Here is an 18,305-nt window from a genome sequence, read left to right on the forward strand (position 1 = left end):
CCGCCCGACCGCGAGGAGCCGCCATCCCGACCATGCGAGAGGTCGCCGCGCGCGCGGGGGTCTCGATCGCCACGGTCTCCTTCGTCGTCAACGGCACCAAGGCCGTGTCCGAGCCCACCCGCCGTGCCGTCACCGCGGCGATGCAGGAGCTCGGCTACCGCAACAACGTCGTGGCCCGCGCGCTCGCCAGCAAGCGCACCCGCATCATCGCCCTGCTCTTCCCCGCCGACGTGCAGCGGCTCAGCCGCATCGCCCTCGAGATCTTCATGAACGCGGCCACGCGCGCCTCCGAGCTCGGCTACCACCTGGTGCTCTGGCCCACCGGCACGTCGCCCGACGACGTGTCCGACCTGGTCAGCGGGAGGCTCGTCGACGGCGTCATCGTGATGGAGGTGCGCATGGACGACTCCCGCATCCGGGAGCTCGCCGCCCTCGACGTGCCGTTCGTCTCCATCGGCCGCACGGCCGAGACCCACGACCTGCCCTTCGTCGACATGGACTTCGAGCGCACCGTCGCCGAGGGCCTCGACCACCTGCAGGCGCTCGGGCACCGCCGGTTCGGGCTCATGGTCGAGGACCTGGAGAGCGGACCGCTCCGCGGCTACGGCCCCACCACGCGCACCGAGGCGGCCTTCCGCGCGGAGACCGCCGCGCGCGGGCTCGACGCCGCGGTGGCGCGGTGCGCGCCGACGCCCGTGGGCGGGCGCCGGGCGGCGGGCGAGCTGCTGGACGCGGATCCGGGGATCACGGCGGTCATGATCCTCAACGACCAGGCGGCGCGCGGCCTCATCTCCGGGCTCGACGCGGCCGGGCGCCGCGTGCCGGAGGACGTGTCGATCCTCTCGATGGCGACGTCCACCGAGGTGGGCGCGCTGGTCGAGCCGGCCCTCAGCACGATGGACGCGCCCGGTCCCGAGCTCGGCCGGCTCGCGGTCGAGATGCTCCTCGCGCGCCTCGACGGCACGGCCACGGAGCTGCCGCACGCCCTCCTGCCCTGTCGGCTGCACGTGGCTGCGTCGACGGGGCCGGCGCCGGCCGTCCGCTGACGCGGGGACCGCCGGCACCGGCCGCGATCAGGCCGAGGCCGCGGGGTCGGGCCGCCGGTCCACGCGCGCCGCGGTGATCAGCGCGTCGAGCAGCACGAAGCCGACCAGGGGGATCCCCACGAGCGGCAGGAAGAGCCCCACGCCGACGCCGACCGCGACGACCGCCGCGATGCCCCACCACGGCGCCCGCACGAGCGCGCCCGCGGGCGCGGGCCGGCCGGGACGCGCGACGCCGGGCCGGCGCCTCCACCACATGAGGTACCCGAACACGACCATGGCGGCGATGCCGAGCGCGGTCACCGCGAGGAGGAGCTGGTTGGGCAGCCCGAACATGGTCCCCTGGTGCGTGTCGATCCCCCAGCGCGCGAGCTTCGCGGGGAGGGGGTAGTCGGCGAAGTCGGTGCGGCCCACCACCTCGAGCGTGCTGCCGTCGACGGCCACCTGGTCGACCTCGGTCGGGAAGCTGCGCTGGATCTCGCTCACCGTCCACGCCGTCCCGGCCTCCGCGGGTGGCTTGATCTCGACCAGGCCCGTGTCGACGTTCGCGCCCTGGGCGACGCGGAGGACCGCGTCGAAGGTCGCGGGGTCGGCCGCGGCGGGTGCGGCAGGCACGGCGGCCGCGTGGTGGCCGGCGTGCGGATCGGCCGTCGCCGCGCCGCCTCCCGCGGTCCCGGTCGCGGTCGCGGTCGCGGTCGCGGTCGCGAGGGCGGGCGTCTGCCAGCTCAGCGCCGCCCGGAGGTCCGTCACGTTCTGCCCGCCGAGCTGCGACCACGTGATGCCCGTGGCCGACAGGAACAGCGCCCCGGCCACGAGCCACACGCCGGTGGACGCGTGCCAGGAGAGGATGCGCCGGTACCCGGTGGCGCGCCCGTCCGGCCGCACGAGGTCCCGGCGGCGGGGCGAACGGCGCCAGCGCGCCATCCACAGGCCGAGGCCCGCGAGCGTCACGATGCCGAGCCAGCTCGCGGCGAGCTCGCTGTAGAGGCGGCCCGGGTCGCCGAGCCCCAGGGTGCGGTGGAAGTGGCTGATCGCCGTGCGCAGCGGCAGGGACCCGCTCGTCCCGTAGACGGGCAGGTCGCCGCGGATCGACGCGTCGGCCGGGTCGACGAGGATCGCGCGCGTCTGGCTCGGGATGAGGCCGTCGCCCGTGAACATGACCCGCGTCGTGTCGCCGGGCGCGGGGGCGGGCCGCACGGCGACCAGCGCGCCGGACCCGCCGACCACGGCCTCCGCCGCTTCGATCTGCGTCGCGAGCGGCACGGTGCTGCCCGTCGCGGGGGCGTGCAGCTCGTCGGCGTAGACCACCTGCTCGACGGACGGCGCGAGCGCATAGGCCGCGCCGCTCAGGGCCGCGACGAGGATGAAGGGGCCCACGAGGATCCCCGCCAGGAAGTGCAGGCGCAGCAGCAGCGGGAGGAACCAGCCGCGCTGCGGGCGGGTGAGCACCGGAGCGGCGGCTCCGGCGGCGGGATCCGCGACGCCCGCGCGCTCGTCGACGGCGGTCACCGTCGGCCACCCTGCTGCGGGCGGCGCATGCCGAGCGTGAGGAGCATCACGGCGACGACGCCCACGACGAGGCTCCCGAGGCCGAGGAGGCGCGCGACCGGGTCGACCGGCGCGGCCGCGGGGGCGGCCGTCACCGGGGTGCCGGCGGCGGATGCGGCGGCACCGTCGGCGGTCGACGCGTCGGCGAGCGTGATCGCGGGCGCCGGGTGATCCGGCTCGGTGCCCCCGGTGGACGCCTCGGACCAGTCGGTGGATCCCACCTCGCACGTCTGCAGGGTGGGGAACTCGACGACGTCGCCCGCCTCGCCGTCCACCGGCAGGAGCGCCTCGACCTGGACGGTCGCGCGCAGCGCGTCGGGCAACGGGGCGTCGGCCGTGTAGGTCACGGTCGTGCCCGCGACGGCCTCCTGCTCGGTGACCGACCAGCCGGGCGCGAGGGTCGGCTTCACGGCCTGCACGTCGGCGGGGAAGCGGATGGCGAGCGCGGTGGTGGCGGATCCCTCGCAGCCGTGCCCGACAGCGAAGGTCAGGACGCTGAGGGTGGCGGGCGCGGTCGACGACGCGTCGAGCTCGACGTGCGCGGAGGCGGCGAGCGGCGCCGAGACGGCGAGCGCCAGACCGGCCGCGGCGCCGAGGGCGACGGAGATCCGGCGGGCGCCGACGCGGCGGTCGGGTCGAGGGGCGGGCGGGGCGGTGCGGGAGAGCATGGCTGTCCTTCGGTGGAGCACGGGCGTGGCCGTGCGGGTCCGGGTGTGCGGGAGGCGCGCGGCGGCGCGACGACGATCGCCCGCGGCCCGTGCGATGCGGTGCGGGCGAACGGGTCGGCGCTGCAGCGCGGGACCGCGCCCGGGCCCCTCGAGGGACGCGGCGGGCGCGGATCAGGCGGCGAGCGCGCCGAGCGGCGGGCCGCGGCGGCCCCGGATGCGCGCGGCGAGGAGCGCGACGATTCGGCGCGGTCGCGCGTCCGCGCGGAGGCGGCGAGGGCGCGGCGCGACGAGGGGCTCGGCGAGCGCGGCGGCCACGGCGATCGCGGCGGCCACGAGCGCGCCGACGGCACCGGAGATCGCGCCGCCGACGCGGAGCGCCAGGGCCCGTGCGACGCGGCGCGCGGCGTCGGCGCCCACGCGCAGCGAGCAGACGCTGACGAACCCGGCGAGCACGTGCGCGAGCAGCATCGCGCCCTCGTGCCCCGCGGGCATCGCGGCCATCGCGCCGGGGCCGGCGAGGGCGCGGGTGGCGTCGGCCGCCGCGGCGTGCGCGTGGCCCCCGGCGGCGCCGCCCGAGGTCATGCCGGCGCCGGCGGACGCGGACGCGGACGCGCCGAGGCCCGTCCCGCCGAAGGTGAAGGCCGCGTGCAGCACGCCCTGCGTCGCCCCGATCGCGAGCACGAGGTGGACCAGCGTGACGCGCCGCCCGCCCAGCGCGAAGCAGAGGGCGACGCCCAGGACGAGCGCGAGGCCCAGGACGAGCGGATGCGGGATCCCGCCGCCGGCCGCCGCGTGCGCGGTCGCCGTGACGAGCGTGCAGACCAGTGCGGACAGCGCGGCGCGCAGCGTCCGCTCCTGCCGTGCCTGCACCCGTCCGCCTCCCGGTCGTCCGGTCCAGGCTACGGCAGGGGCGCGGCGGTCAGGAGCGGGCGGGATCCACCTGCACCCACGCGCTGCCGTCGGCCGAGCTGCGCTCCACGGCGTCGAGGACGCGCTGCACGCGGAGCCCGTCGGCGAACGACGGCTGCGGCTCGCGGCCCTCGGCGATGTCGTGCACGAGGTCGCGCACCTGGTGGCTGAACGCGTGCTCGTAGCCGAGGCCGTGGCCGGTGGGCCACCACGCCGCCGTGTAGGGGTGCTCGGGCTCGGTGACGAGGATCCGGCGGAAGCCCAGCCGGTCGGCGGGCGCGGTCGCGTCGTACAGCTCGATCTCGTTGAGGCGCTCGAGGTCGAAGGAGATGGCGCCGTCGGATCCGCTGAACTCCAGGCGCAGCGCGTTCTTGCGGCCGGTCGCCATGCGGGTCGCCTCGAAGCTGGCGAGCGCGCCGCCGGCGAGCTTCCCGGTGAAGTAGGCCGCGTCGTCGACCGTGACCTTCCCGCGCTCGCTCGAGGCCACGCCGCCGAGGCCGCGCGTCTCGGCGAGCAGCGGGCGCTCCTCGACGAACGTGCGGAGCAGACCGCTGACCGCGTCGAGCTTCTCGCCGGTGATGAACTGCACGGCGTCGACGATGTGGGCGCCGATGTCGCCGAGCGCGCCGGATCCGGCCGCCTCCTTGTCGAGGCGCCAGGTCATGGGGCCCTCGGCGTCGGTCAGCCAGTCCTGCAGGTAGAGCGCGCGCACCTGGCGGAGCTCCCCGATCGCGCCCTGGGCGACGAGGTCGCGGGCGAACGTGATCGCGGGGACGCGGCGGTAGCTGAAGCCCACCATCGCGCGGATCCCCTTCGCGGCGGCCCGCTCGGCGGCCGCGGCCATGATCTCCGCCTCCTCCACCGTGTTGGCGAGCGGCTTCTCGCAGAGCACGTGCTTGCCGGCCTCGAGGGCGGCGACCGCGACCTCCACGTGCGTGCTGCCGGGCGAGCAGATGTCGACGACGTCGATGTCGTCGCGCTCGATCGCAGCGCGCCAGTCGGTCTCGGCGCGGTCCCAGCCCCAGCGGTCCGCGGACTCCTGCGTGCGGGCCTGGTCGCGGCCGACGACGGACACCATGCGCGGCGCGAGCGGCAGGTCGAAGAACGCGGGGGCGACGCGCCAGGCCTGCGAGTGGGCGGCGCCCATGAAGCCGTGGCCGATCATCGCGACGCCGAGGGCGCCTCCGGTCTCGGGGGCGGACGCTGCGGGCTGCGTGTCGGACATGGGACTCCTTCGTCTCCGGCGTGCGGGTGGCGTGCTCGTGGTGCGGCTCGTGCTCGTGCTCTGGCTCTGCGGATCCGCGTCGCGTGATTCGTTGCGGCCCGCCCCAAACCTACGGGCACGCCGCTGGGCCTGACAAGGCGCACCACCGGCACCCCTCCCCCTCGGCGCGACGCCGCCCTAGGGTGGAGGGGACCGGCCGGAGGGGGACGACGTGATCTCGCTCGACTTCCCGCGCGACGTGGCCTTCATGGCCGCCGTGTTCGGACTGGCGACGTTCGTCTGGGCCGGATGGGCGCAGGAACGGCCTCCGGGCACCGCCTGGCGCATCGTGCTCGGCGCGCTGTCGCTCGCCGGCGTCGCCGTGGTGGGGCTCACGCTGCCCGCCGCGATCCGCGACTGGGAGACCCCGACCGCGCTCGTGGTCGACTCGGCCCCGTTCGCCGTCTACGTCGCGATGGTCGCCGTGGAGCTCGTCGCCGGGGGGATCGCCGCCGCCCTGCTCGTCCGACGGGGACTGCCCGAGCTCGTCGCCCCCGTCATCATGATCGTCGTCGGGATCCACTGGATCCCCATGATCTGGGTGTTCCAGCAGCCCGTCCTCGCGCTCATCGCCGCCTGGTGCATCCTCGTCGGCATCGCTGCCTTCCGTCTGCCGCGCGTGCGGCAGGCGCCGAGCTTCTGGTGCGGGATCCTCGCCGCGCCGGCCCTGCTCGCCGTGGGCGCGGCCTGCGCCGTGCAGTAAGTCGTCCTGCCCTGACGCCCCTCCGCCGCGCGGCCATGCTCCGCCCGGCCATGCGCCACCCTGCCATGCGCCGCCGCGCACGACGACGGCCGGACCCCTGTGGGGATCCGGCCGTCGGTGGTGCGGGTGGTGCCGCGCCGCTACTCCGCCGAGCGCAGGCGGCGACGGGCGACGAGCGTGCCCGCGCCGGCGAGCGCCAGCAGCGCGCCGAGCCCGCCGAGGCCGAGGGCCGCCGCGCCGTCGGTCCCCGTGACGGGCAGCGTGTCGCCGTGGTGCGCGGCCGGCTTGTGGATCGGCTTCGGGGCGGTGCCCGCGGGCTCGATCGACGGCGCGGTGGGCGCCGGGGTCGGCGTGCCGGGCAGCGTGGGCACGCCCGGGAGGACAGGTCCGCCCGCGTCCGCGCCGGTCAGCTCGACCGTGCCGCCCTGCGTGAGGCCCGACTCCAGGCCGGCGACGGAGACCGTGTAGACGCCCGGCTGGACGTCGCCGAACAGGATGATCGGCTGCGCGAAGGTACCGTCGACGTCGGCGCGCACGAGGTCCTCGAGCGAGCGCGTGCCCACGCCGACGCCGGAGTTCGCGTCGCTGATCTCGATGACGCGGCCGTCGGGCGCGGTGACCGTGACCTCGACGGCCTCGTAGCGCAGGTAGCCCGTCGCGGAGACCTCGAGGCCCCCGAGGAGGCTGGTCGCCTCGGTGACGGTGATCGGGGAGATGGTCGAGAACGACGCCTCGGCGCGGACGAACGGGCCGACGGGCGCCTCGGTGAAGCGCACCAGGCCGCGGATCTCGCCCTTGACGGTGAGGTCGAGGCCGACCTGCGTGAGCGTGACGCTGGCGGTCCGGGATCCCTCGAGCAGCTCGGTGAAGCTCGCGGGGAACGCGTACGAGCCGTCCGCTCCGACGATGCCGATGCCCGCGATGGACTTCACGCCCACGGCGTTGAAGTAGCTGGCCGTCACGATGCTGCCCGCGGTGCCGGTGCCGGCGAACGGCACCGCCTCGGTGATGGGGAGGGCGACGCCGCGGTCGGGGGTGGTCCAGGTGAAGGGCAGCTCGACGACGGGCACGGTGGGCTCGAGGGTCGGGGCGCCGGGGGCGGGCGTGCCGGTCGTGGGGGCCGGGGCCGGCGTCGACTCGACGGGCGCGTCGACGACGGGCGCGGGCGCGCCCTCCTCAGGGGCCTCGGTGGGGGCGGGGGTCGGGGCGGCCTCGTCGACGGGCGCGGGCGCCTCCGCCTCGGGTGCCGGCGTGGCGACGGGCGCCTCGACGGGCGCCTCGACGGCGACGGGGGCGCTGTCCGCGGGGACGGTCTCGGCGTGGGCGGCGGGCGCCATCGCGAGGGGCAGGATCACGAGCGACGCCGAGAGGCAGGCGCCGGCGGCGGCGCGGCGGAACGACCTGCCGCGGGACGCGGCGGGGGTGGGACGGGTCATGACATCTCCAGTGGTGCCGACCGCCGTCCGCGCCATGGCTGTGCCGCGTCCGTGCGGTAGTGGGGACGCGCTCCGGGGTCCGGGGAACGCGGCGGGGAGGATCTTCTCCCTACCGCCGACTGTAGGGATTTCCGCTACTCACCTGGGGAAATCTCCGGCGCAGTGTGACGCGTGTGACTCGTGAACCCCGGAGTTGCGGGGGTGACACGCGGGATCCACCCCCGGACTGGGGTGGCCGACCGGGCGGCCGCTGGCCGGTGGACGTCAGACGACCGGCGCGAGCACCAGCTCGTCGCCCGCGACGGCCACCAGGACCGCCTGGTCGCGCCCGGCGCGTCGCCCGGTGACCGACGGCAGGTCGAGGAGCGCGCGGGGCGCCACCAGGTCGAAGCCCGCGTCCGTCAGCCGGTGCACGAGCTCCCGACGTGAGAGCCGCCGCGACGGCTCCTCGGCGAGCGCCCGCACGACGACCAGGTCCATCGGATCCAGCTCCAGCGCCACGCCCGCCAGCCAGGCCTCGCCGGAGGCCGGGTCGAGCACGAGGTCGCCCGCGGTGACCATCGCCGCGGCGAGCCCGCGCCGGCGGAAGAGCACGCGCAGCGTCTCGACGACCTCCTCCAGGCCGAAGGGCTTCGTCACGTAGTCGTCGGCGCCGGCGCCGAAGGCCGCGAGCCGGTCCTCGAGGGAGTCGCGGCCGGTGAGGAACAGCACGGGCGTGGCGATGCCGGCACGCCGCAGCTCGCCCACGACCTCCACGCCCGAGACGTCCGGCAGCGTCATGTCGAGCAGGATCGCGTCGGGCGCGTCGTCCACCGCGGCGGCGATCGCGCCGCGACCGGTCGCGAAGACGCGAACGTCCCAGCCCTCCATCCGCAGCGCGAGCGACAGCAGCTGCGTGATGGGCGCCTCCTCGTCGACCACGAACACGCGGAGGGCGCGCGGGGCAGTGCCGGGCAGGGCCTCCTCGTCGTCGCGGGCTGCCGGGCTCAGGGTGCTGTCCATGCGGATCCTCATCTGTCGCGCGGGCCCCGCCGCAGACCCGAGGGGGGTCGGGCCGGCGACGGGATGCTCCGGACGGAGCGGGTCGCGGACGGGGGGACGCCGCGTCTCCCATCCTCGCCACGCGCGCGTCCCGGGTCGTCATCCCCGGGGAGGGTCACGGGTAGTCCCTACGACCCGCACTGCCGGGGCACCGGAGACCGCGAGCGGGCGCACGGCGCGTCCGCAGGCGAGGACCGTCGAACGTGCGCAGACCGCGCCGCGGGCAGCGCGGGTCGCGTCCGCGGGCAGCGCGGGCCGCGCCCGCGGCTGCGGCGCGCATCCGGGAGCGCGGGCCGGCCGCGGGATCCGCGAGACTGATCCCGCACGCCGACCTCACGGACCACCCCGCCCCGGCGTCTACCCGGTGTGGAGATGATGCAGCCGTTCGACAGGGTCGTGACCGAGCACGGCGCCGTGGTGCTCCGCGTGTGCCGGGCGGTGCTCGGCGGGCACGCGGACGCCGAGGACGCCTGGTCGGAGACGTTCCTGTCGGCGCTCGTCGCGTATCCGGGGCTCGGGCCGCGCGCCGACGTGCGCGCCTGGCTCGTGACCATCGCGCATCGGAAGGCACTCGACGCGATCCGCGCCCGCGGCCGGCGCGCCCTGCCGGTGGAGGACGTGCCCGAGGGCATCTCCGACCTCGGCGTGCCGGGATCCGGCGACCCCGACCTGTGGTCCGCGGTCGCGGGCCTGCCCGAGCGGCAGCGCCTGGCGGTCGCGTACCGCTACCTCGGCGGCCTGCCGTACGCGGAGGTCGCGGCGATCGTCGGCGGCACCCCGGAGGCGGCGCGACGCGCGGCCGCCGACGGGGTGGCGAGCCTGCGGCGGACGATGGGGACGGATCCGCCGGGCGAGCGGGCGGGCGCCGCACCCCCCTCCCACTCCGCGTCCGCCGCTCGCGCCGCCGCCGCATCGGCGTCCCCACCCGCACCCGCACCGACCCGAGGAGGCCGACCGTGAACGACCCCGACGACGACGCCCCCGCCCTCGAGGCCCCCTTCCTCGACACGGAGGCGCTCGAGCGTGCCGCCCCGACCGCTCCCGCCCTCGCGGCGCTCCGCCTGCGCCTCGCCGACGCGGCCGACGACGCGGACGCCCTCGACGTCGGCTTCACCACGATCGACTCCCCCGTCGGCCCGCTCCTGCTCGCCGCCACCGAGCGCGGCCTGATCCGCGTCGCCTACTCCCGCGAGGACCACGACACCGTGCTCGGCGACCTCGCCCGGCGGCTCGGTCCCCGCATCCTCCGCGCCCCGAAGCGCCTCGACCAGGCCGCCCGCGAGCTCGACGAGTACTTCGCCGGCCGCCGCCGCACGTTCGACCTGCCGCTCGACCGCCGCCTGTCGTCGGGCTTCCGCGACCGGGTGCAGCGGCTGCTGCCGGAGATCCCGTACGGGTCCACGCGCACCTACCGCGAGGTCGCGGAGACCGCGGGCAGCCCGGCCGCGACCCGCGCGGTCGGCACCGCGTGCTCCACCAACCCGCTGCCGGTCGTGATCCCCTGCCACCGGGTGCTCCGCTCCGACGGCACGCTCGGCGGCTACATCGGCGGGCTCGCCGCCAAGACGACGCTGCTGGAGCTGGAGGGGCGCGCCTGACGCAGGCGCCGCGTCACCGCGCGCCCTCCCCCCTTCGGCGGACGCGCCCGACCCCGCACCCTGCCTAGCGTGGAGGGCATGGACGGGACACAGGAACCGAAGGACGCGGACCCCACGGCCGGCACCCCGGACGTGCCCGCCGGGACGACCGGCCCCGCCGCCCCGGCGGACGACGACGAGTCGTCGGACAACGACGTCGCTCTCGCGATCGCCTTCGCGGTGCCCGGCGCCGTGCTGATGCTCCTCCTCGAGGACGCCCGCGTGGTCGGGCTGCCGTTCCTGGTGCTCGGCCTCTTCTACTTCGCGAAGGTCATCCGGTCCTCGATGGTCGCCGGGAAGGCCGCGCCCGCGGCCGACGGCCCCGCCGAGGACGGTCCGACGGACGCCGCCGGACGCGGAGGCCCGGGCCCGCGCGCCTAGCCCGCGTCGTACGCGGTCGACCGGCTGGCGTCGGCCCAGTCGTCGATGTCCCGCCGCAGGTCGTCGAGCGCGCCGGTGACGATCTCGATCGCGTCGCCGCCGAGCAGCAGGTAGTAGGGCGCGCCGGCCTCGACCGCGTCCACGAGCACCTTCGCGCCGAGCGCGGGGTCGTTGGGCTGCGTGCCGTCGGTGGTGTCGACCTCCTTGCGGCGCTTGCCGGCGGTCTCGGCGTAGTCGTCGATCACGGTGGAGGACTGCGTGAGCGAGCGACCGGAGAAGTCGGTGCGGAACGAGCCCGGGGCCACCACCGTCGCGACGATGCCGAGCGGCTCGAGCTCGGTGCGCAGCGCCATGGTCATCTGCTCGATCGCGGCCTTGACCGCGCCGTAGTACCCGGATCCGGCGCCCGTGCGGGCCGCGCCGATGGACGAGAGGTTCACGATGGTGCCGTTCCGACGCTGCCGCATGCCGGGCAGCACGGCCTTGATCATGCGGACGCTGCCGTGGAACTGGGTGTCGAAGAGGCGCGCGACGTCGGCGTCGTCGCCCTCCTCGACGGCCGCGCGGTAGCCGTAGCCGGCGTTGTTGACGAGCACGTCGACGCCGCCGAAGCGGGCGGTCGCCTCGTCCACCGCGAGCGACACCTGCGCCGGGTCGGTCACGTCGAGGTCGAGCGCGAGCGCGTGCTCCGGGAAGCGGTCGGCGAGGTCCTGCACGCTCGCGGCGTCGCGCGCCGTGACGACGACGTCGTTCCCGCGCGACAGCGCCTCCTCGGCGAACGCGCGCCCGAGCCCCGTGGAGCATCCCGTGATCAGCCAGGTCGTCATGCGCGTTCCTCTTCCTCGTGGATGCGGGTGGGCGCGGCCGGTGCGGTGCGCCCCCGTCGAGGCTAGGCGCATCGACGGGCGGTGGCCGGGCGGAGGGGACCGGATCCCCGTCCTCCCCGCCGGCCGCGGCCGGCCCGGCGGCGACCGGTCTACTGTCGGGACGGATGAGCGACGACGCCCCGCACCCGGATCCCGACCCGCGGACGTCGTGGACGGCGCGCCGCGGACCGCTCCTCACCGTCGCCCTCATCGTCGGCATCTCGCCCTTCGCGACCGACCTCTACATCGCGGGCCTGCCGGCCATCGCCACGGACCTCGACGCCTCGACCGCCGCGGTGCAGCTGACGCTGACCGCGTTCCTCGTGGCGTTCGCCGTGGGCCAGCTGGTGATCGGGCCGATCAGCGACGGCCTGGGCCGGAGGCGCATCCTCCTCACCGGGACCGCGCTCTTCACCGTGGCGAGCGTCGTCTGTGCGATCTCCCCTGACGTGACGACCCTGATCCTCGCCCGCGTCGTGCAGGGCCTGGGCGGCGCCGCGGCCGCGGTCTCGGCCCGCGCCATGGTGGGCGACGCCTCCACGGGCACCCTCCGCAGCCGCCTCTTCGCGACCCTCGCCGTCGTCAACTCGATCGGCCCGGTCGTCGCCCCCCTCGTGGGCGGGCTCGTGCTGACGTCCTGGTCCTGGCGGGCGGCGTTCACCGTGCTGGCCGCGCTCGGCCTGGCCCTCACCCTCGCCGCCGCGCGCCTGCTGCCGGAGACGCTCGTCCGCAGCGGCGCCGGCGGCACCTCGCCCCGCGCCGTCCTCGGCCGCATGGCGGAGCTGCTGCGGATCCCCCGCTTCCGCTGGTACCTCGTCACCGGCTGCACCGCGACCATCGGCTTCTTCTCCTACATCGCCACCTCCTCGTTCGTGTTCCAGGAGCAGTACGGCTTCGGCGAGGGCCTCTACACGCTGGTGTTCGCCTCGAACGCGTCCTGCATGATCGCGTCGACGCTCGTCTTCCGCCGCCTCATCGGGCGCTTCGAGGAGGACCGCCTCTTCACGATCGGCCTGGCCACCTGCGCGGTCGGCTCGACCCTCGTGCTCGTCGGCGCGGTCACGGGTTCGGGGCCCGCGCTGGTCTGGCCGGCCCTCGCCCTCGTGACCGCGGGCTGGGGGTGGGTGATCCCCGGATCCATCACCCTCACGCAGGCGCTCGGCCACCGGCACCCCGGCACGGCCTCGGCGCTCGTCGGCGGCCTGCAGTTCGGCCTCGGCGGGCTGGCGACGCCGCTCGCGGGCGCCCTCGGCGGCACCGCGACCGCGATGGGGGCGCTGATGTGCGGCTTCATCGTGGTGGGACTCGCCGCGCAGCTCTGGGCATCGCGGGCCCGCGCGGGCGGATGACCGCGGTCCGCGCGTGACGGGTCCCGGCGGCGGCAGCGCCCCACGCCGCGACGGCCGGCTCCCGAGGGGTCCGGCCGTCGTGGCATGCGTGGAGCGGTGTCCCGCGCGCTACTCCGCGGAGCGCAGGCGGCGACGGGCGACGAGGGCACCCGCGCCGACCAGCGCCAGCACCGCGCCGAGGGTGCCGAGGCCGAGGGCCGCGGTCCCGTCCGCGCCCGTGACGGGGAGCTGGTCGCCGTGGGCCGAGGGCTTCGCGATCGGCTTCGGAGCCGTGCCCGCGGGGACGATCGCCGGCGCGGACGGCACGGGGACCGGCGTGCCGGGCAGCGACGGGACCGCCGGGTCCGAGGGCGAGCCGGCCTCGTCCTCCGTGAGGAAGAAGTCGATGCCCTGCGCCATGCCGGACTCGAGACCGCGGACGACGAAGAAGTACTTGCCCGGCTGGAGCGGGCCGTACAGGGAGAGGTCCTGGCGGTAGGTGCCGTCCTCGTCCGCGCGGACGCGGTCGTCGAGCGAGCGGGTGCTCATGCGGTCGTCGACGGGGATGCCGGGGTCGATGCCGGCGACGCTGTCGATCCTGATGCCGACGAACTGCCCGTCCTCGTCCTGGATGGTCACCTCGACGGACTCGTACCGGAGGAAGCCCGTCGCGGCGGGGCGGATGCCGATCCGCTTGTCCCTGGCCTCGGAGATGCTGAGCGTGGTCCGCTCGAGGGTGAAGCCCATCTCGCCGCGCACGAACGGCCCGACGGGGGCCTCGGCGAAGCGGATGGTGCGCGCGAGCGACTCCGTCACGGGCTCCTCGGTCTCGAGCAGCACCTGCGTGACCTCGACGCGGGCGGTCCTGGCGCCCTCCGTCAGGTCGCCGAAGCCGGCCGAGAACGACCACGTGCCGTCGGCCGCCACGAAGCCGTAGCCGGCGATCGCGAGCTGGCCGTCGGCGTTGGCGTACGAGGCCGAGACCAGGCTGCCCGGGTGCCCGGTGCCGGTGAAGGGCACGTCCTTCGAGACGATGAGGGGCGATCCGAGGTCGGGCCCGGTCCAGGTGAAGGGCAGGTCGACGGCGGGGGCGTCCGCGGCGGGGGCCGCTGCGGCGGGGGCGGATGCGCCGGGGGCGGATGCGCCGGCCGCGGCGGCAGGGGCCGGCGTGGCCGCGAGGTCCGGCGCGGCGGTGGGCGCGGGCACGGGGGTGGGGCTGACCTCGACCGGGGCGTCGGCGAGGGGCGCCGATCCCGCGGCGGGGGCGGCGGGCGCGGCGGTCGCGTCCTCGGCGGGAGCTGCCCCCTGGGGGACGGCCTCGGTCTCGGCGGCGGCCGCGGTCTCGGCGTGGGCGGCGGGCGCCATCGCGAGGGGCAGCAGGACGAGCGACGCCGAGAGGCAGGCGCCCACCGCTGCGCGGCGGAAGGACCGGCCGCGAACGTCGGTCGTGGTGGTGCGGGTCATGACATCTCCAAGGTGTGCAGGACCGCGTGTCCGCACCATGGCTGTGCCGCGGACGCGCGGGAGAGGGGACGCGTCCCAGGGCCTCGGCGACGCGGTGGGGAGGATCAGCTCCCCACCGCAGACTGTATGGATCGGCCCCTCCTCCCCGAGGATGACGTTCGCCTGCCCCGAGTAGCACGTGCGCCGCCGTCGCCCGGAAGCATGCGGATCGCACGCGCCGATCGCCCCTGTACTGGGGTGTCCGCGGACGCCCGCCCGCATGACCGCACCCTGCACGCGCACCCCGCTCCCGACCGGAGGTGGCACGATGAGCCGACGATGCAGCCGGGCCCGACCGCCGCATCCGCGAGACGGGGTCCCGGCGCCGCCTCAGGAGGATCCCCGTGCACTGCCCGGACCACGGTCAGATGACGTCCCCGCCCCGCTCCGACACCTCGGGAGCCCGCGCGTGAGCGCCCCCGAGCTGCTGCGCGCGCCCGAGCAGCGCCGCGCGCGCGACGGGATCACCGCCTGGCTGCTCGACGGCCTGCCCGGCGCGTCCGGCGCCCACCCCGGCCCGCACGCCGAGACCGTCGAGAAGACGCACTCGTGGTGGCGCGTCATGTGCCTCACGGGCGTCGACTACTTCTCCACGCTCGGCTACCAGCCGGCCATCGCGGCGGTCGCGGCAGGACTGCTGTCGCCGCTCGCGACGCTCGTCCTCATCCTCCTGACGCTGCTCGGCGCCCTGCCCGTCTACCGGCGGGTCGCGCGCGAGAGCCCGCGCGGCGAGGGATCCATCGCCATGCTCGAGCGGCTCCTCCCATGGTGGGGCGGCAAGCTCTTCGTGCTCGTGCTGCTCGGGTTCGCGGCGACGGACTTCCTCATCACCATCACGCTGTCGGCGGCGGACGCGACCGCGCACGCCGTCGAGAACCCGTTCGCCCCGTCGTGGTTCGCGGGCAACGAGGTGCTGCTGACTCTCGTGCTCCTCGCCGCGCTGGCGTTCGTGTTCCTCCGCGGGTTCCGCGAGGCGATCTCCATCGCGGTGGTGCTCGTCGGGGTCTTCCTCGCGCTCAACGCGATCGTCATCGTCGTCTCGATCTTCCACGTCGCCGAGAACGCCGTCGTCATCGACGACTGGTGGGCGGCCCTCACGGCGCAGCACGGCAACCCGCTCGTGATGGTGGGCATCGCGCTCATCGTCTTCCCGAAGCTCGCGCTCGGCCTGTCGGGCTTCGAGACGGGCGTCGCCGTCATGCCGCAGGTGCGCGGCGAGGACGACGCCGACGGGGTGCCGCGGACGCGGATCCACGGCACCAAGCGGCTGCTCACCACGGCGGCGCTCATCATGAGCGCGTTCCTCATCACGTCGAGCTCCGTCACGACCCTGCTGATCCCGCAGGCCGAGTTCCAGGACGGCGGCAAGGCCAGCGGCCGCGCGCTCGCCTACCTCGCGCACCAGTTCCTCGGCGACGGCTTCGGCACGCTCTACGACATCAGCACGATCTGCATCCTCTGGTTCGCGGGCGCCTCCGCGATGGCGGGCCTGCTCAACATCGTGCCGCGCTATCTCCCCCGCTACGGCATGGCCCCGCACTGGGCCGCGGCGGTGCGCCCGCTGGTGCTCGTCTTCACGGCCATCGCCGTGATCGTGACCCTCGTGTTCCAGGCCGACGTCGACGCGCAGGCCGGTGCCTACGCGACCGGGGTGCTGGTGCTCATCACGTCGGCCTCGGTCGCGGTGACGCTGTCCGCGCGAAAGGCCGGGCAGCGCAAGCGCACGGTCGGCTTCGCGGCGATCGCCACGGTGTTCGCCTACACGACGGTCGTCAACGTGATCGAGCGTCCGGACGGCGTGCGGATCGCCGCGCTGTTCATCCTCGGGATCCTCGCGGTCTCCATCGTCAGCCGCGTGCAGCGCTCGTTCCAGCTGCGCGCGACGTCGCTCACGATGGACGAGCGGGCGCGCGCCTTCGTGGTGGAGGACGCCGAGGACTACGGGGCGGTGAGCGTCATCGCCCACGAGCCGGACGAGCCGGACGAGCGCCTGACCGAGGACGAGCGCATCGCCGAGTACCGCCGGAAGGCCAGCGACGAGCGGCGCGACAGCGGGATCCCGGCGCGCGCGCCCGTGATCTTCCTCGAGGTGACGCCCGGCGACTCCTCCGAGTTCGAGGAGGACCTCGTGGTGCGCGGCATCGTGCGCTGCGGCTTCCGCGTGCTCCAGGTCACGAGCGGCAACGTCCCGAACACGATCGCCGCGGTGCTGCTCGCGGTGCGCGACCTCACGGGTGTGAAGCCCGGCGTCTACTTCGAGTGGACCGAGGGGTCGCCCGTCGGCAACCTGCTCCGCTTCCTGGTCACGGGCACGGGCGAGGTCGCGCCCGTCACGCGCGAGGTGCTCCGCCGGGCCGAGCCCGTGCGATCGCGGCGGCCGGACGTGCACGTGAGCTGAGGGCGCGCGCCCGGCATCCAGCCCGGCGCCGCACGCCGCGGCACGCCGCTCGGGTCAGCGCGCGAGCACCGCCGCCGCCTGCCGGCGCACGTCGGCGAGGATCCCGTCCGTGGTGGATCCGGTCGCCGCGCCGAACGCCATGCTCATGAACAGGGCCGCGGACACGACGCGGGCCAGGGCGTCCGCATCGGCGTCGGAGACCCCGCCGGGGAGCGTGCGCCGGAGGGCCTCCGCCGTCAGGCGCTCCGTGTCCGCGACGATCTCGAGCGCACGGGCATGGTGCGGCTCCGCCGGGTTCCCGAACACCATCTCGCGGAGGTACGTGCGCCCGTTCTCCACGTGCTCGCGGTTGCACGCGACGACGGGCCGCGCGATGGCGAGGACCGCGTCCACCGGGTCCGTCTCGCCGGCGACCGCGTCCCGGGCCTCCTCGAGCGCCGCCGTGTAGCTCGCGTTCTGCACCAGGAGGAGCAGCTCGCCCTTGCTCCGGGCATAGAGGAAGAGCGTGCCGGTGCCGATGTCGGCGGCGTCCGCGATCTGCTGGGTCGTCACGTCGTCGATGCCGTGCTCGGCGAACAATGCGCCGGCGGCCTCCGTGATGCGGCGCAGCTTCTCCTGCTTGGCGCGCTCGCGACGGCCGGGTGCCGCTGCGGCGGCGCGTGCTGCGGTCATCTCGCGTCTTCCGGGAATGAAATGTGACTGCGCTCAGCTATGAGGAGAGTCGTCATCGAGGCGATGGGGTCGAGGCGTCCATCCTCGCACGACCCGCCATCCGGCCCCCGCCCCGCGGCGGCCCCATCGCAAGGAGCACCATGCCCACCATCGACGGATCCGTCGTCCTCGTCACCGGCGCCAACGGGGGGATCGGCACGCAGCTCGTGCACGCCGCCCTCGAGCGCGGCGCGGCCAGGGTCTACGCGAGCGCCCGCAGCCCGCGCTCCTGGGACGACCCCCGCGTCGTCCCGCTCCCGCTCGACGTGACCGACCCGGCATCGATCCGCGCCGCCGTCGAGGCCGCCGCGGACGTCACGATCCTCGTCAACAACGCGGGCGCGAACCCGCCCACCCCGAGCCTGCTCGACATCTCGGACGAGGACCTGCGCGCGAACATGGAGGTCAACTTCTTCGCGCCCGTCCTCCTCATCCGCGCGTTCGCGCCGGTGCTGTCGGCCGCGGAGGGCGCCGCCCTCATCGACATCCACTCCGCGCTCAGCTGGTACGCCGTCGCGGGGGCGTACAGCGCGTCGAAGGCGGCGCTGTGGTCGGCCACGAACTCCTTCCGCCTGGAGCTCGCGCCGGCCGGCGTCCACGTGGTGGGCGTGCACGTGGGCTACGTCGACACGGCCATGGCGGCGGGCGTGACCGACCCGAAGACCGATCCCGCGGTGCTCGCCGCGCTGATCCTCGACGCGACCGAGGCCGGCGAGCACGAGGTCCTGGCCGACGCGACCTCCGTGCAGGTGCGGGCGGGACTCAGCGCGCCCCTCGAGGTGCTCTACCCGCAGCTCGCCGCGCGCTCCGCGGACTGACCGGCCCAAAAGGAGGGGGAGGAGGGGGAGACCGCGACAAGGGCCCCACGC

At 75.7% G+C, this 18,305-nt stretch carries 17 protein-coding genes; 8 read left to right on the forward strand and 9 right to left on the reverse strand.

The genetic code is table 11. The features are described 5' to 3' along the window. Nucleotides 1-32 precede the first annotated feature (32 nt). Nucleotides 33-1,046: a LacI family DNA-binding transcriptional regulator gene (locus AC07VC_RS00720; protein ID WP_317231190.1), complete on the forward strand. Its 1,014-nt coding sequence runs from the start codon at nt 33-35 to the stop codon at nt 1,044-1,046. A gap of 27 nt (nt 1,047-1,073) precedes the next feature. On the opposite strand, the gene AC07VC_RS00725 is transcribed toward AC07VC_RS00720, so the two are convergent. The 4 genes from AC07VC_RS00725 to AC07VC_RS00740 form a co-directional block, all read right to left on the reverse strand. After that, nucleotides 1,074-2,552, reverse strand: coding sequence for a PepSY-associated TM helix domain-containing protein (locus AC07VC_RS00725; RefSeq protein WP_494674801.1), 1,479 nt, complete (start codon nt 2,550-2,552; stop codon nt 1,074-1,076). Then, nucleotides 2,549-3,259 (reverse strand): YcnI family copper-binding membrane protein, encoded by a 711-nt coding sequence (locus tag AC07VC_RS00730; protein WP_494674800.1) that lies wholly within the window; start codon nt 3,257-3,259, stop codon nt 2,549-2,551. Before AC07VC_RS00730 ends, AC07VC_RS00725 begins: the two co-directional genes overlap by 4 nt. A 171-nt stretch (nt 3,260-3,430) precedes the next feature. After that, on the reverse strand, nt 3,431-4,129 hold the full coding sequence (locus tag AC07VC_RS00735) for a hypothetical protein (protein WP_494674799.1): 699 nt from the start codon (nt 4,127-4,129) through the stop codon (nt 3,431-3,433). Nucleotides 4,130-4,178: 49 nt separating this feature from the next. After that, nucleotides 4,179-5,393, reverse strand: a complete 1,215-nt coding sequence (locus tag AC07VC_RS00740) for a Gfo/Idh/MocA family protein (RefSeq protein ID WP_494674798.1) — start codon at nt 5,391-5,393, stop codon at nt 4,179-4,181. Nucleotides 5,394-5,604: 211 nt separating this feature from the next. Here AC07VC_RS00740 and AC07VC_RS00745 point away from each other — a divergent pair, with 211 nt between their 5' ends. Then, the gene (locus AC07VC_RS00745; RefSeq protein WP_494674797.1) at nt 5,605-6,135 is read left to right on the forward strand and encodes a hypothetical protein; all 531 of its coding nucleotides are present in this window, start codon (nt 5,605-5,607) and stop codon (nt 6,133-6,135) included. A gap of 140 nt (nt 6,136-6,275) precedes the next feature. Here AC07VC_RS00745 and AC07VC_RS00750 read toward each other — a convergent pair whose 3' ends face one another. Together AC07VC_RS00750 and AC07VC_RS00755 are read right to left on the reverse strand one after the other, a co-directional pair. Continuing rightward, entirely contained in the window at nt 6,276-7,571 is a 1,296-nt protein-coding gene (locus AC07VC_RS00750) for a sortase (RefSeq protein WP_494674796.1), read from the reverse strand. A 264-nt stretch (nt 7,572-7,835) separates the two neighbouring features. Further along, nucleotides 7,836-8,573 (reverse strand): response regulator transcription factor, encoded by a 738-nt coding sequence (locus AC07VC_RS00755; protein ID WP_494674795.1) that lies wholly within the window; start codon nt 8,571-8,573, stop codon nt 7,836-7,838. Nucleotides 8,574-8,987: 414 nt separating this feature from the next. Here AC07VC_RS00755 and AC07VC_RS00760 point away from each other — a divergent pair, with 414 nt between their 5' ends. From AC07VC_RS00760 to AC07VC_RS00770, 3 genes are all read left to right on the forward strand, one after another. Beyond that, the gene (locus AC07VC_RS00760) at nt 8,988-9,572 is read left to right on the forward strand and encodes an RNA polymerase sigma factor (RefSeq protein WP_494676542.1); all 585 of its coding nucleotides are present in this window, start codon (nt 8,988-8,990) and stop codon (nt 9,570-9,572) included. After that, entirely contained in the window at nt 9,569-10,210 is a 642-nt protein-coding gene (locus tag AC07VC_RS00765) for a methylated-DNA--[protein]-cysteine S-methyltransferase (protein WP_494674794.1), read from the forward strand. The genes AC07VC_RS00760 and AC07VC_RS00765 overlap by 4 nt, the downstream gene beginning before the upstream one ends. A gap of 78 nt (nt 10,211-10,288) precedes the next feature. Further along, entirely contained in the window at nt 10,289-10,630 is a 342-nt protein-coding gene (locus AC07VC_RS00770; protein ID WP_494674793.1) for a hypothetical protein, read from the forward strand. Here AC07VC_RS00770 and AC07VC_RS00775 read toward each other — a convergent pair. After that, entirely contained in the window at nt 10,627-11,457 is an 831-nt protein-coding gene (locus tag AC07VC_RS00775) for an oxidoreductase (RefSeq protein ID WP_317231057.1), read from the reverse strand. The two genes, AC07VC_RS00770 and AC07VC_RS00775, sit on opposite strands and share 4 nt — an antisense overlap. A 164-nt stretch (nt 11,458-11,621) precedes the next feature. Here AC07VC_RS00775 and AC07VC_RS00780 point away from each other — a divergent pair, with 164 nt between their 5' ends. Beyond that, the gene (locus tag AC07VC_RS00780) at nt 11,622-12,845 is read left to right on the forward strand and encodes a multidrug effflux MFS transporter (RefSeq protein WP_494674792.1); all 1,224 of its coding nucleotides are present in this window, start codon (nt 11,622-11,624) and stop codon (nt 12,843-12,845) included. A gap of 108 nt (nt 12,846-12,953) precedes the next feature. Here AC07VC_RS00780 and AC07VC_RS00785 read toward each other — a convergent pair whose 3' ends face one another. After that, nucleotides 12,954-14,288 carry an LPXTG cell wall anchor domain-containing protein gene (locus AC07VC_RS00785; protein ID WP_494674791.1) on the reverse strand — a complete coding sequence of 445 codons (1,335 nt, stop codon included), beginning with the start codon at nt 14,286-14,288 and terminating at the stop codon, nt 12,954-12,956. Nucleotides 14,289-14,736: 448 nt separating this feature from the next. Between AC07VC_RS00785 and AC07VC_RS00790 the strand changes: the two genes are divergently transcribed. Beyond that, nucleotides 14,737-16,725: an APC family permease gene (locus AC07VC_RS00790; RefSeq protein ID WP_317230422.1), complete on the forward strand. Its 1,989-nt coding sequence runs from the start codon at nt 14,737-14,739 to the stop codon at nt 16,723-16,725. Nucleotides 16,726-16,779: 54 nt separating this feature from the next. Here AC07VC_RS00790 and AC07VC_RS00795 read toward each other — a convergent pair whose 3' ends face one another. After that, nucleotides 16,780-17,397 carry a TetR/AcrR family transcriptional regulator gene (locus AC07VC_RS00795; protein WP_494674790.1) on the reverse strand — a complete coding sequence of 206 codons (618 nt, stop codon included), beginning with the start codon at nt 17,395-17,397 and terminating at the stop codon, nt 16,780-16,782. A 140-nt stretch (nt 17,398-17,537) separates the two neighbouring features. Here AC07VC_RS00795 and AC07VC_RS00800 point away from each other — a divergent pair, with 140 nt between their 5' ends. After that, complete coding sequence (locus AC07VC_RS00800; protein ID WP_494674789.1) at nt 17,538-18,254, forward strand: SDR family oxidoreductase; 717 nt, start codon at nt 17,538-17,540, stop codon at nt 18,252-18,254. Nucleotides 18,255-18,305 lie beyond the last annotated feature (51 nt).

This window comes from Clavibacter sp. GW821-FHT01D01 (assembly GCF_059422605.1).

What these genes read in the sequence shown, in the direction of transcription:
- AC07VC_RS00720 (WP_317231190.1), top strand. Translation starts at nt 33, where the DNA reads ATGCGAGAGGTCGCCGCGCGCGCGGGGGTCTCGATCGCCACGGTCTCC.
- AC07VC_RS00730 (WP_494674800.1), bottom strand. Translation starts at nt 3,259, where the DNA reads ATGCTCTCCCGCACCGCCCCGCCCGCCCCTCGACCCGACCGCCGCGTC.
- AC07VC_RS00740 (WP_494674798.1), bottom strand. Translation starts at nt 5,393, where the DNA reads ATGTCCGACACGCAGCCCGCAGCGTCCGCCCCCGAGACCGGAGGCGCC.
- AC07VC_RS00750 (WP_494674796.1), bottom strand. Translation starts at nt 7,571, where the DNA reads ATGACCCGTCCCACCCCCGCCGCGTCCCGCGGCAGGTCGTTCCGCCGC.
- AC07VC_RS00755 (WP_494674795.1), bottom strand. Translation starts at nt 8,573, where the DNA reads ATGGACAGCACCCTGAGCCCGGCAGCCCGCGACGACGAGGAGGCCCTG.
- AC07VC_RS00760 (WP_494676542.1), top strand. Translation starts at nt 8,988, where the DNA reads ATGCAGCCGTTCGACAGGGTCGTGACCGAGCACGGCGCCGTGGTGCTC.
- AC07VC_RS00770 (WP_494674793.1), top strand. Translation starts at nt 10,289, where the DNA reads ATGGACGGGACACAGGAACCGAAGGACGCGGACCCCACGGCCGGCACC.
- AC07VC_RS00775 (WP_317231057.1), bottom strand. Translation starts at nt 11,457, where the DNA reads ATGACGACCTGGCTGATCACGGGATGCTCCACGGGGCTCGGGCGCGCG.
- AC07VC_RS00780 (WP_494674792.1), top strand. Translation starts at nt 11,622, where the DNA reads ATGAGCGACGACGCCCCGCACCCGGATCCCGACCCGCGGACGTCGTGG.
- AC07VC_RS00785 (WP_494674791.1), bottom strand. Translation starts at nt 14,288, where the DNA reads ATGACCCGCACCACCACGACCGACGTTCGCGGCCGGTCCTTCCGCCGC.
- AC07VC_RS00795 (WP_494674790.1), bottom strand. Translation starts at nt 17,397, where the DNA reads ATGACCGCAGCACGCGCCGCCGCAGCGGCACCCGGCCGTCGCGAGCGC.
- AC07VC_RS00800 (WP_494674789.1), top strand. Translation starts at nt 17,538, where the DNA reads ATGCCCACCATCGACGGATCCGTCGTCCTCGTCACCGGCGCCAACGGG.